Origin of the sequence: Rhodopseudomonas palustris, from assembly GCF_003591005.1 — a bacterium.
GTDB classification, from domain to species: Bacteria; Pseudomonadota; Alphaproteobacteria; order Rhizobiales; family Xanthobacteraceae; genus Rhodopseudomonas; species Rhodopseudomonas palustris_K.
In genome coordinates, this window is record NZ_QYYD01000001.1 from 1 (window position 1) to 12,591 (window position 12,591).

Below are 12,591 nucleotides of genomic sequence, written 5' to 3' on the forward strand. Positions count from 1 at the left end.
AATACGCCCCCCCCCCCAACAACCGCCCCCTAAATAACCCCCCTCTTGGCTCCCCCTCTTAACAAACCATCACCCCCGGCGCACGGAGCTGGATTGCTTCGCTGCGCTCGCAATGACGGCGGTCGAGGTTACCTTCAGCGCCGCACAATACTTCCCGTCCGCCCGACCATCCGCGCGAGCTGCTTGAAGCGGCTGCCGACGCGGTCGGCTACGAGGTCGACCAGGCGATGCTCGAACACCAGCATCAGCTTGCGCTCGCTGGTGCGGAATTGCGTGGCCGGCAGTACGCCGGGCCGGGCCGCGCTGATCAGATGCGCGACGCGGAATGCTGCGCCGAGCAGCCGCGCGCGCTCGTCCATCGCCTGAGTCACCAATTCGCGCACCGCGGTCGGCGGTTCGTTCTGTTCGCTGAAGCCGGCATAGCGATAGAACACCGACAGCGCCATGAAGGCGCGCTCCTGATGCGTGACGTCGCCGAAATTGCCGTTGGTGATCAGCGACAGCGTCTGCTCGCCGCGATGATCGGGATGCACGCGCCAGCCGATATCCGACATCAGGCAAGCGGCGTGGCGCAGCCGGCGTTCGCCGTCGGCTTCGCGCACCTTGGCGATACGGAACAGCCGGTCGGTCCAGTCGATCAGCTCTTCGGCATGGCGCGCCGAGCGCGACAGCAGCTTGTTGAGATCCTGCGCGGCGCAGATCAGCCCGTCCTTGGCGCGCTCGGCGGCGGGCAGCTGCTCGAACAGCAGACCCTCGCGCACCCCGTAGGTCGAGAACACGATCATCTTTGGCTTGGCCGCCTCGATGACGTATTCGAGCACGAGCGCCGCATAGGCGAGCAGCGGCCGGCGCGCGTCGGCGACGAGCTCGATGTCGGCGAGCTGATTAGTTGCCACCAGCGCGCGTAGCCGCCGGGCGAACCGCAGCGCTTCCGCCGCGGGGATCGCGTAGCCGTGCATCACCTTGAGCTGGTACCCGCTCTGCGCGATGTGGATCCGCGCCAGCGCGCGCCAGGTGCCGCCGACCGCGTAGAACGACCGCCCACGCGCCGCCTTCAGCGGCAGCGCCCCGGTCAGCGCGTCCTTCGCGATCTTCTCGGCCTTCTTCAACGATTTCTGCGATGCGTCCTGCAACGCCAGGCTGCCGAGCGGCAGCGTCACGCCCTTGCGAACTTGGTTGCCGCGGACGTCGATCAGTTCGAGCGAGCCGCCGCCGAGATCGCCGACGATGCCGTCCGGCTTGTGCACGCCGGAAATCACGCCGAGCGCAGACAGCTTGGCCTCGCGCGGACCCGACAGGATCTCGATGGAGACGCCGCAGATTCGCTCCGCAGCCGCAATGAAATCCGGGCCATTGCTGGCGTCGCGGCAGGCCGCGGTCGCGATGGCGTAGACCCGGCCGACTTTCATCACACGGATTAGCGCACGAAACCTGCGCAGCGCCGTCAGCGCCTTGTCGACGGCGTCGGTCGCGAGCAGTCCGGTGCTCTGCACTTCACGACCGAGGCCGCACAGCGCCTTTTCGTTGAAAACGGTGATCAGGCTGCGCGCCAACGCCTCGTAAACCACGAGGCGGACGGAATTCGAGCCGATGTCGATGACGGCGACGCTGGCGTCGCGCTTCAGCGGTCGCTTACTCAACGTCGCGGATCCTCAAGAAGACGCGTTGCGCTCCGACCGGCGCGTGAGGCGCCGCGGCGAAGATTCCTTGAGCGACTTTCCACGGCCGGACAGACTCGGATTGGTCATGAAGTAATTGTGGACGTTGAACGGCTCCTCGCCCTTCGCGATCTTCATACGCGTCGACGATCCGTCCGGCAACAACCGCCAGCTCTGCTCGGTATCCTTCAGGTTCGCCACCATGATCTGCTCCAGCACCTGCTGGTGCACCGTCGGGTTCTGCAGCGGGCACAGGATTTCGACGCGGCGGTCGAGGTTGCGCGGCATCATGTCGGCGGACGAGATGTACACCGACGCTTTGGCGCTCGGCAGGCCGTGGCCGTTGCCGAAGCAATACACCCGGCCGTGCTCCAGGAAGCGGCCGATAATCGATTTGACGCGGATGTTTTCCGACAGCCCCGGGACGCCCGGGCGCAGGCAGCAGATGCCGCGGACGACCAGGTCGACCGACACGCCGGCGCGCGACGCTTCATACAGCGCGTCGATGATCTCCGGATCGACCAGCGCGTTCATCTTCAGCCAGATCGCCGCCGGCTTGCCCTGCCGCGCGAACGCCGTCTCGCCCTGGATGTGCTCGATCATCCGCTTGCGCAGCGTCAGCGGCGACACCGCCATCTTCTCGATGTCGCTCGGCTCGGCATAGCCTGTGATGTAGTTGAACACCCGCGCCGCATCGCGGCCGATGATCGGATCGGACGTGAAGTACGACAGGTCGGTGTAGATACGCGCCGTGACCGGGTGATAATTGCCAGTGCCGGTGTGCACGTAGGTGGTCAGGCTGCCGCCCTCGCGGCGCACCACCAGCGACAGCTTGGCATGGGTCTTGAGCTGCAGGAAGCCGTACACCACCTGTACGCCGGCGCGTTCGAGGTCGCGCGCCCAGCGGATATTCGCCTCTTCGTCGAACCGTGCTTTCAGCTCGACCAGCGCGGTGACCGACTTGCCGGCCTCGGCGGCTTCGGCGAGCGCCCGCACGATCGGCGAGTTGTTGGAGGTGCGGTACAGCGTCTGCTTGATCGCCACCACATCCGGATCGCGCGTAGCTTGTTGCAGGAACTGCACCACGACGTCGAACGACTCGTAAGGGTGATGGACGATCAGATCCTTCTGCCGGATCGCCGCAAAGATATCGCCGCCGTGCTCGCGCACCCGCTCCGGATGTCGCGGCACATAAGGCGGGAATTCGAGGTCGGGACGATCGACGCGGGTCAGCTGCGACAGCTCGTTCATCGCCAGCACGCCGTCGACCAGCAGCACCTCGTCGTCCGAGGTCGTCAGCGCGCGCTGCACGAAGGCACGCAGCTCTTCCGGCATGGTGGCGTCGACCTCCAGCCGGATCACCGAACCGCGGCGGCGTCGCTTCAGCGCGGTCTCGAACAGCCGCACGAGATCCTCGGCCTCCTCTTCGATTTCGAGTTCGCTGTCGCGGATGACCCGGAATGAGCCCTGCCCCTTCACCAGATAGCCCGGGAACAGCCGGCCGATGAACAGCGAGGTCGCCTGCTCCAGCGTGATCAGTCGCACCGACTGGTCCTTGCCGTTGGGCGGCAGACGGATGAAGCGGTCGATCTTGCCCGGCATGCGGATCAGAGCGTTCATCGCCTTGCCGTCGGTGACGCGCGCCAGCTGCAGGCCGATGGTGAAGCCGAGGCTCGGGATAAACGGAAACGGGTGTGCCGGATCGATCGCCAGCGGGGTCAGCAGCGGGAAAATGTTGTGGAGGAAATGGTCCTCGATCCAGGCGCGCTCGGACTTGCTGCAGTCGCGGCCGTCGAGCAGCACGATGCCGTTGTCGGCCAGCACGCCGCGCAGATCGCGCCAGATCGCCTGCTGATCGGCAGCGAGCCGAGAGACCGCGTCGTTGATCAGCACCAGCTGTTCGGCGGGCGTCAGCCCGTCGGGGCTCCGTTCGGTGATGCCTTCGCGGACCTGCGCCTTGATGCCGGCGACGCGGACCATGAAGAATTCGTCAAGGTTATTTGCAGAAATCGACAGAAATCGCACGCGTTCCAGCACCGGATGATGGGTGTTGACCGACTCTTCGAGCACGCGGCGATTGAAATGCAGCCACGACAACTCGCGATTGATGAACCGCTCGGGCCCCGCCGCGACCACCGACGCTGGCTCGGCCTCACCCTTTTTCTCTTCAATCACAATGATTTGCTCGGAATCCATGAGAAGTCGGTCCAGCCTGTTTGGGAGAGTGACGTGCCGGTAGGCGATGCGGCGAGACAATGCTGCATTCGCAAGACGTTTCCATGACAATGATGGACCAGGCCTTCAGCCCGTCAAGGCGCAGCGGCGGTCAGCTTGTCGCGGGCGGTGACGCTCTCAGGCGTCGCGCAGCAGGTCCGCAGCGAGCGCCCGCGTCACCGGACGGCCGAGCCGAAGCGCCTCGGTGTCCAGCAGCTCGACGGTACGGCGCGCCGCCGCGAAGGAGCGGTCGATCCGCTTGGCCAGATAGCCGACCAGATTGGCGTCGATGCTCATCTGGCGGTCTGCGCAGAACTTGACGATCAGCGCCCGGAACAGCGCGTCGTCCGGCGCCAGCAGGTTGACCACCGGCACGGCCCGCAGCCGCGAACGCAGGTCGCGCAATTCCGGCGGAAACGCCGAGGGCGCCAGCCGGGCGGTGATCAGCACCGAGGCCTCGTCCTCGCGCGCCAGGTTCATCAGGTGAAACAGCGCCCGCTCGTCGAAGCTGCCCGGGATCAGGTCTTCGACCACCAGCGCGCCGGTGGCGAGTTCGCCCGGCACGTTGGCCGGTGTCAGCGCCTGGGCCGAGGTCGACCGCGCCCCCGCCTGCTCGGCCCATATCGATGCGAGGTGGCTCTTGCCGCTGCCTTCCGGGCCGACCAGCAGCATGATGCGGTTCGGCCAGTCGGGCCAGCTTTCGATCAGCTTGAGCGCCGCGGTATTGGCGGTGCCTTCCAGGAAATCCTCGCGCGACAGGCTTTCGGCGTGCGGCAGGTCCAAGGCCAATTGTCGAGGTTGTACGCGGACTGCCACGGGGTCGCTCCATGCCGGCGCGCTGCGCAGCCGGCGACGTTTCAGCGACCAGGCTCGATCGTGCTCATGTGTCGCGTCCACTCGACGAGATAGAGGGAGACCGAAAGCAAGGTCAAGACTGTCACCAGCCCCATGAGAATAACGTCGTAGGGCGCAGGTTCGATGCTGAACCCAAGCGTGCCGAGCACCAAAGCCGCAAAACCGACCTGCGCCACGGTGTTCAGTTTCGAGACCATCAGCGGCTTCATCGGTACCGGCTTGCCGAACACCCACGATACGATGACGGCGCCGACGATCATGATGTCGCGAGACACCACCAGGATCACCAGCCAGCGGGGGATCGCGCCCCAGATCCCGAGCGAAACGTAGATCGATACCAGCAGCGCCTTGTCGGCCAGGGGATCGAGCAGCGCGCCGAGTTCGCTCGCCATGTTGAAGCGCTTGGCCAGGAAGCCGTCGACCGCGTCGCTGACACCCGCGATGACGAAGATAGCGAATGCGACCGCCATTTCGTTCGATGCAATGGCCCAGACAATAACTGGCACCAGCAGGATACGAATAAGCGTAATGATATTCGGAATGCTCACGCGACGGTCTCGGCTTGCGCCCCAGATGCGGCCAAATTCACGAAGTTTCCACGGCAGCCGGGGCCGGTTGTCTACATAGACCATGCAGGGTCACCTTGCGAGCCATTGCGCGCCGGCGAAATCCGACGTAACCACCCCAAACCATCGCCCGGGCGCGGACAAGCGGGACTTAGGTCTAGCGCGACCGGCGGAAACCATCGGCGGCGGCTTGATGCCGGGCGGCACGCCAGCCCCGCGCAGCGCCCTTTCTGCAGGAGCCGGCCATGACCGAGCGCAAGCACGGCCTCACCTATGCCGATTCCGGCGTCGACATCGACGCGGGAAATCGTCTCGTCGACCTGATCAAGCCGATGGTTCGGGCCACGGCGCGCGCCGGCGCCGATTCCGAAATCGGCGGCTTCGGCGGGTTGTTTGACCTCAAGGCCGCCGGCTTCAAGGATCCGGTGCTGGTCGCGGCCACCGATGGTGTCGGCACCAAGGTCAAGGTTGCGATCGAGGCCAAGCTGCATGCCGGGATCGGGATCGATCTGGTGGCGATGTCGGTCAATGATCTTGTCGTCCAGGGCGCCGAGCCGCTGTTCTTTCTCGACTACTTCGCCTGTGGCAAGCTCGATCCGGAAGCCACCGCCGAGATCATCGCCGGCGTCGCCGAAGGCTGCCGCGAGTCCGGCTGCGCGCTGATCGGTGGCGAGACCGCCGAGATGCCGGGCCTCTACAAGGACGGCGACTACGATCTCGCCGGCTTTGCGGTCGGCGCCGCCGAGCGCGGCACGCTGCTGCCCTCGCCCGACATCGCCGAAGGCGACGCGGTGATCGGCCTCGCCTCCTCCGGCGTGCACTCCAACGGCTTTTCGCTGGTGCGCAAGATCGTCGAAAAGTCCGGCCTGCCCTATGACGCGCAGGCGCCGTTCTCGCCGGTCATGACGCTGGGCGGTGCGCTGCTGGCGCCGACGCGGCTGTACGTGAAATCCTGCCTGCACGCGATCCGCGCCACCGGCGCGATCAAGGGCCTGGCACATATCACCGGCGGCGGCTTCACCGACAACATCCCGCGCGTACTGCCGAAGCACCTCGGCGTCGGCATCGATCTGCCGCGCCTACCCGTGTTGCCGGTGTTCAAATGGCTGGCCGAGCAAGGCGACATCGCCGAGCTCGAACTGCTGCGCACCTTCAACTGCGGCATCGGCATGATCGCGATCGTCAAGGCCGACGCCGTCGAGGCCGTCACCGAGGCGCTGACCAGCACCGGCGAGAGCGTGCATCTGCTCGGTCAGGTGATCGCCGCCAAGGGTGAGCATCGCGTCGTCTACGACGGTCACCTCGATCTGTCCTGGTGATTCCGTGAGCAAACGTCGCGTCGCTATCCTGATTTCCGGGCGTGGGTCCAACATGGCCGCGCTGATTGAAGCCGCCGCGGAGGACGGTTTCCCGGCCGAGATCGCCGTGGTGATTTCGAACACCGCAAGCGCCGGCGGTCTCGCGATCGCGCAGCGCAGCGGCATTGAGACGCTGGTGATCGAGAGCAAGCCTTTCGGCAAGGATCGCGCCGGCTTCGAAGCCGTGCTGCAGGCGGCTCTCGACGAGCGCGCCATCGAGCTGATCTGCCTCGGCGGCTTCATGCGGCTGTTCACCGCGGATTTCGTCAACAGCTGGTACGGACGGATGCTGAACATTCATCCATCGCTTCTGCCGTCCTTTCCAGGACTCGATCCGCACGGCCAGGCGTTGCGCGCCGGCGTCAAGATTTCCGGCGCGACGGTGCATTTCGTCATCGCCGAAACCGATGCCGGCCCGATCGTGATGCAAGGCGCCGTGCCGGTCCATGATGACGACAGCGTGGACGCGCTCGCCGCGCGCGTGCTTGCGGTCGAGCACCGCATCTATCCGAAGGCGCTGGAGCTGGTCGCGTCCGGTCGCACGCGCTTCGAGGGCGACATCTGTAAATCGACCTCGAACGGCGCGACTGATCAGGCGCTCATCGTGCCGGCGTAACCGAGCGCTCGACGTGGACTATGCAAGTCCACGCGCACCGGACGCTATCTGTTAGGAGACCTTCAGGTTCTCTGCCGACGTCTTGCCGCGATTTTCGACGAGTTCGTATTCGATCGTCTGGTTTTCATTCAACGTGCTGAGCCCGGCGCGCTCGACGGCCGAGATATGGACGAACACGTCCTTGTCGCCTGTGCTTGGCCTGATGAAGCCGTAACCCTTAGTCGGATTGAACCATTTGACGGTGCCCTTCTGCATCGCCTGTCTCCTGTCTGATCACAAAAAAAGACGCGGCGCGCGATGAGCGTGCCACGCCACAACGGCGATCCCGAGGCCAGCCTGACTATCAGGTCCCAGATTTTCAGATCTGAGATTGTCAGGTCGGAAATTCACGTCCGAGGTTTCGAAGTCGCGAAATATCAACGCCGCATGGCCCATCCGATTGCATATGAATTGCAACACGATTTTTCGCGCTTAGCAAGTCTTGCGAGTGCCGCAGAAATAAGCGCCAGATAGTTGCGTCGTGTAGTTCAAGTGATCAGTTGAACGGCGATCGCGGGGGCCGCTTTGCAGGCGCGCGGCAATCTGCATCGAATCCCAGCTTTTATGATCGAAAAGGAGGCCTTTCGGCCGCGATGGAGCTTCAGATTACGATTGCTGCGCCGCCGCATAGGTCGGGTTCCATTCGCATGCGACAATTTTGAACACACCCCGCGGTGTTCATCCACCGTACAGTTGACTACTGTTCGCGCTGAATCGGCCGAGCCGGTTCCCTTCGCCCCCTCATTCACCCGCGCGCAAGGAGACCGTCCTGATCGTGTCCAGCGAAATCATCAACGCCCCCACCCCGGTGAAGAACCGCGTTCTTGCGCAGCTTGCTCCGGATGACCTGCTCGCCCTGCAACCGATGTTGCGGCCGGTCGATTTCAGAGGACGCGCTGTGCTGCAGGAAGCCAACCGCCGCGTCGAATACGTCCACTTTATCGAGCAGGGCCTGGTGTCGCAGATCGCCGGCACCCGCACCGACTATGTCGAGACCGCGATGGTCGGCGTGTTCGGTTACGTCGGCGTACCCGTCGTGCTCGGCAATCCGATCGCTTCACAGCGCGCGGTCGCCTCGATGCCGGGAACCGCGCTGCGCATCTCGACTGAAGATCTGACCGCCGTGCTCGCCGAGCGGCCGCAGATCCGCGAACACATGCTGCGTTATGTTCAGGCGCTGATCGCGCAGAATACCCAGAGCGTGCTGTGCGCCGCGCGACACGAGATCAATCAGCGGCTTGCGCGCTGGCTGCTCCTCGCCAATGATCGCGTTCAGAGCGACGTCCTGTACATCACCCACGAACTGCTCGCCGCCAGTCTCGGCGTCCGCCGTGCCAGCATCACCAATGCGCTGCTTCAGTTCGAGGCCGAAGGGCTGGTGCAGAAAACCCGCGGCGCTGTCCGGGTCACCGATCGAGTCGGCCTGGAAGGCCGCGCCTGCGATTGCTATGGCGTGGTGCGTGATGCCTATGCGTGGACGCAGGCGCCGCAGGACGGCAACGGCCATGCGGGCTGCGACCATGGCCACAGCCATGGCGAGGTTATCGCCGGCACGGCTTAGGCTCAGGTTCGACTGCTCAACAAAAGCGTTCCGTCATGGCCGGGCTTGTCCCGGCCATCCACGCCTTGACGGCGTTTGCGTCAGCAAGGCGTGGATGCCCGGCACAAGGCCGGGCATGACGGCTCGATAAAAACGCCGGCGCTCGCCGGCGTTTGGCGTTCAGGACGACGGCGTCGTCGCCGCGCTGTTGCCGAGCGACACGCGCCGCCAGATCGTGCCGGCGATCAGCACGAGGACACCCCCGCACAGCGCGAACAGATACTCGCCGACATGACCGGGCGTGCCGAAATCGGTCGCGAGCCCGATCGTGCGGAACAGCCGGTCGATCTGCGCGCCGGGACCGTCGAAGCTCAGCATCAGCGGATACACCGCCGGATCGGTCGCGATCACTTCGCCGGCGATCCAGCCGAGCAGCGCCGCGCCCAGCCATACCAACAGCGGCAGCTTCTCCAGCACCAGCATGATCAGCGCCGCGCCGGCGACGATCAGCGGCACGCTGATGGCGAGGCCGAGGATCAACAGCGGCACGCTGCCATTGGCGGCCGCCGCGACGGCGATGACGTTGTCGAGGCTCATGATGATATCGGCGACGACGACAATCTGCACCGCGTGCCAAAGATGCCTGCCGGATTTGACGCTGTCCTCGTCCTCGTTGTCCGGCACCAGCAGCTTGGCGGCGATCACCAGCAGCGCCAGGCCGCCGATCAGCTTGAGATACGGCCACTCCATCAGGGTGGCGACGATGCCGGTGAAGATGATGCGCAGGAAAACGGCGGCGCCGGCGCCGAGGATCATGCCCCAAAGCCGATGCTGGGCATTGAGGCCGCGGCAGGCGAGCGCGATCACCAGCGCGTTGTCGCCGGACAGCAGCACGTTGATCCAGATGATCTTGCCGACGGAAAGCCAGAACGCAGGCTGATGCAGGTCGCTTTTGAACTGGGCGATCAGACCCGACAGGGTCGCGGGATCAAAGATGCTCAGAACCCAGTCCACAGCCCCTCACCGCGTTGGAAAAATGGCCGCGGCCGCTCGTGAGCGGTCCGCGACCATGGTCGTCACAACGTTCAGCCGACGATTTCGTTGCCGGCGAAGAACTGCGCGATTTCGATCGCGGCGGTCTCAGGAGCGTCCGAACCGTGCACCGAGTTTTCGCCGATCGACTTGGCGTGCAGCTTGCGGATGGTGCCGTCGGCGGCCTTCGACGGGTCGGTGGCGCCCATCACGTCGCGATACTTGGCGATCGCGCCCTCGCCTTCGAGCACCTGCACCACGACCGGGCCGGAGGTCATGAAGTCGACCAGCTCGCCGAAGAACGGGCGTTCCTTGTGCACGGCGTAGAAGGTCTCGGCCTGGCCGCGGGTCATGTGGATCCGCTTCTGCGCCACGATGCGCAGACCGGCCTTTTCGATCAGGGCGTTGATCGCGCCGGTGATGTTGCGCTCGGTCGCGTCGGGCTTGAGGATCGAGAAAGTCCGCTGAATCGCCATGGATGGTCCTTGAAAGTGAGGGCTGGAGTGAGTTGCGCGGCTTATATCGGCGCCGCCGCGCTCCGGCAAGCCGGCGGCCCGCCCCGCGCCGGCAAAACTCGCCAAACCTTACATTCGCTGCCTCGCCGGTTGCGTTTGCCGCCCGTCCCGGTCAAAACCCGCCCATGCTCACCCTGTCCGACATATCGGTCCGGATCGCCGGACGGCTGCTGATCGACCAAAGCACCGTGCAGATCGCGCCCGGCGCGCGGGTCGGCTTCATCGGCCGCAACGGCGCCGGCAAGTCGACGCTGTTTCACGCCATCCGCGGCGAGCTCGCGACCGAGACCGGTCGCATCACCATGCCGCCGCGCTGGACCGTCGGCAGCCTCGCGCAGGAAGCGCCGAATGGCCCCGAGACGCTGATCGAGGTGGTGCTGAAAGCCGACCTCGAGCGCCACGCGCTTTTGGCGGAGGCCGAGACCGCGCACGATCCGCACCGCATTGCGGAGATTCAGACCCGGCTGGTCGACATCGACGCGCATTCGGCGCCGGCGCGCGCTGCTGCCATCCTCAGCGGCCTTGGCTTTTCGGCCGAGGACCAGCTGCGCTCCTGCTCGGAATTTTCCGGCGGCTGGCGGATGCGGGTGGCGCTGGCGGCGACGCTGTTCGCGGCGCCGGATCTGTTGTTGCTCGACGAGCCGACCAACTACCTCGATCTCGAAGGCACGCTGTGGCTCGAGGATCACCTCGCCAACTATCCGCGCACGGTGATCGTCATCAGCCACGATCGAGATCTGCTCGACACCTCGGTCAACGAGATCCTGCATCTCGATCGCGGCCGGCTGGTACATTTCCGCGGCACCTACTCGGCCTATGCGGAATTCCGCGCCAACAAGGAAGCGCTCGACGCCAAGAATGCCAAGCGCGAGGAAGCCCGCCGCAAACACCTGCAGGCGTTCGTCGACCGCTTCAAGGCCAAGGCCTCGAAGGCGCGGCAGGCGCAGTCCCGCGTCAAGATGCTGGAGAAGATGAAGCCGGTGACGCGACTGGTCAGCGACGACGTGCCGGACATCGTGTTTACGCCGCCGGAGAAGACGCTGTCGCCGCCGATCCTCGCCGCCGACAACGTCACCGTCGGCTACGACCGCGCGCAGCCGGTGCTGCGCAACGTCACGCTGCGGGTCGACACCGAGGACCGCATCGCGCTGCTCGGCGCCAACGGCAACGGCAAGTCGACGCTGGTCAAGCTGCTGGCGGATCGGCTGAAGCCGTTCTCCGGCGCGGTGACCCGCGCCGACAAACTATCCGTCGCGTACTTCGCCCAGCACCAGCTCGACGAACTCAATCCCGACGGCTCGCCCTACGATCACATCCGCCGGCTGATGCCGGACGCGCCGGAGAGCAAGGTCCGGACCCGGGCCGGCACCATGGGCTTTTCCGGCAAGGCCGCCGATACGCTGGTGAAGAGCCTGTCGGGCGGCGAGAAGGCGCGCTTACTTCTCGGGCTCGCAACCTTCTTCGGCCCGAACATGATCATTCTCGACGAGCCGACCAACCATCTCGACATCGACAGCCGCGCCGCGCTGGCCGAAGCGATCAACGACTTCCCCGGCGCCGTGATCATGGTGTCGCATGATCGCTATCTGATCGACGCCTGCGCCGATCAGCTCTGGGTCGTCGCCGATCACAAGGTCAAACCGTATGACGGCGACCTCGACGACTATCGCCGCGCCGTGTTGTCGTCGCGCGGCGGTCGCCCCGCGCGCGATCCCAAGGAGCGCAGCGACAGCGCCGCGTCCACTAAGCCGTCACAGCCGCGGCCGAAGAAAGCGGTGCCGCTGAAGCAGCAAATCGCAGACGCCGAATCCGAGATCGAGCGCATCACCGCGATCATCGACAAGATCGACGCCGCCCTCGCGATCCCCGACCTGTTCACCCGCGACCCCAAACAAGCCGCACAGTTGTCAACGGCCCGCGCCAACGCCCAGGCGGCGCTGCACAAGGCGGAAGAGCAATGGCTAGAGGCGAGCGCGGCGATGGATGGGGCGCAGGGGGCGTAGCAAGAGCTGGTCAGCGAACCGCCGGCGATCGAAAGCGTGGCCGGACACTCGGCCGATGATATCGGCGCAAACCTCACCCCGCGTCATGCCCGGCCTCGTGCCGGGCATCCACGCCTTACAGCGTTAGCGCGGCATAAGGCGTGGATGGCCGGGACAAGCCCGGTCATGACGAGAGTACTGAGCAAGTAATTGCGT

11 protein-coding genes are annotated in these 12,591 nt (G+C 65.3%); 4 read left to right on the forward strand and 7 right to left on the reverse strand.

What is annotated here, in order from left to right:
• Positions 1 to 134: 134 nt before the first annotated feature.
• From ppx to D4Q52_RS00020, 4 genes are all read right to left on the reverse strand, one after another.
• The gene (gene ppx, locus D4Q52_RS00005; RefSeq protein ID WP_119854499.1) at positions 135 to 1,640 is read right to left on the reverse strand and encodes an exopolyphosphatase; all 1,506 of its coding nucleotides are present in this window, start codon (positions 1,638 to 1,640) and stop codon (positions 135 to 137) included.
• Positions 1,641 to 1,652: 12 nt separating this feature from the next.
• Positions 1,653 to 3,854, reverse strand: coding sequence for an RNA degradosome polyphosphate kinase (locus D4Q52_RS00010; RefSeq protein ID WP_182915167.1), 2,202 nt, complete (start codon positions 3,852 to 3,854; stop codon positions 1,653 to 1,655).
• A 156-nt stretch (positions 3,855 to 4,010) separates the two neighbouring features.
• A complete protein-coding gene (locus D4Q52_RS00015) occupies positions 4,011 to 4,688 on the reverse strand; it encodes a chromosomal replication initiator DnaA (RefSeq protein ID WP_119854500.1) in 678 nt (225 codons plus the stop codon).
• A gap of 41 nt (positions 4,689 to 4,729) precedes the next feature.
• Positions 4,730 to 5,359, reverse strand: a complete 630-nt coding sequence (locus D4Q52_RS00020; RefSeq protein WP_182915168.1) for a CDP-alcohol phosphatidyltransferase family protein — start codon at positions 5,357 to 5,359, stop codon at positions 4,730 to 4,732.
• A gap of 179 nt (positions 5,360 to 5,538) precedes the next feature.
• Here D4Q52_RS00020 and purM point away from each other — a divergent pair, with 179 nt between their 5' ends.
• Together purM and purN are read left to right on the forward strand one after the other, a co-directional pair.
• The gene (gene purM / locus D4Q52_RS00025) at positions 5,539 to 6,612 is read left to right on the forward strand and encodes a phosphoribosylformylglycinamidine cyclo-ligase (protein ID WP_119854502.1); all 1,074 of its coding nucleotides are present in this window, start codon (positions 5,539 to 5,541) and stop codon (positions 6,610 to 6,612) included.
• 4 nt (positions 6,613 to 6,616) lie between these two features.
• Positions 6,617 to 7,267, forward strand: coding sequence for a phosphoribosylglycinamide formyltransferase (purN, locus tag D4Q52_RS00030; protein WP_119854503.1), 651 nt, complete (start codon positions 6,617 to 6,619; stop codon positions 7,265 to 7,267).
• 51 nt (positions 7,268 to 7,318) lie between these two features.
• Here purN and D4Q52_RS00035 read toward each other — a convergent pair whose 3' ends face one another.
• The gene (locus D4Q52_RS00035) at positions 7,319 to 7,522 is read right to left on the reverse strand and encodes a cold-shock protein (RefSeq protein WP_119854504.1); all 204 of its coding nucleotides are present in this window, start codon (positions 7,520 to 7,522) and stop codon (positions 7,319 to 7,321) included.
• Between the two features lie 559 nt (positions 7,523 to 8,081).
• Here D4Q52_RS00035 and D4Q52_RS00040 point away from each other — a divergent pair.
• On the forward strand, positions 8,082 to 8,867 hold the full coding sequence (locus tag D4Q52_RS00040; protein WP_119854505.1) for a Crp/Fnr family transcriptional regulator: 786 nt from the start codon (positions 8,082 to 8,084) through the stop codon (positions 8,865 to 8,867).
• 159 nt (positions 8,868 to 9,026) lie between these two features.
• Here the strand turns inward: D4Q52_RS00040 and D4Q52_RS00045 are convergent, their stop codons facing one another.
• Both D4Q52_RS00045 and ndk read right to left on the reverse strand, forming a co-directional pair.
• Positions 9,027 to 9,860, reverse strand: a complete 834-nt coding sequence (locus tag D4Q52_RS00045) for a TerC family protein (protein WP_119854506.1) — start codon at positions 9,858 to 9,860, stop codon at positions 9,027 to 9,029.
• A gap of 71 nt (positions 9,861 to 9,931) precedes the next feature.
• Positions 9,932 to 10,354 carry a nucleoside-diphosphate kinase gene (ndk, locus tag D4Q52_RS00050; RefSeq protein WP_054164926.1) on the reverse strand — a complete coding sequence of 141 codons (423 nt, stop codon included), beginning with the start codon at positions 10,352 to 10,354 and terminating at the stop codon, positions 9,932 to 9,934.
• 164 nt (positions 10,355 to 10,518) lie between these two features.
• On the opposite strand from ndk, the gene D4Q52_RS00055 reads away from it, so the two are divergent.
• Positions 10,519 to 12,396, forward strand: coding sequence for an ABC-F family ATP-binding cassette domain-containing protein (locus D4Q52_RS00055; RefSeq protein ID WP_119854507.1), 1,878 nt, complete (start codon positions 10,519 to 10,521; stop codon positions 12,394 to 12,396).
• Positions 12,397 to 12,591: the final 195 nt, after the last annotated feature.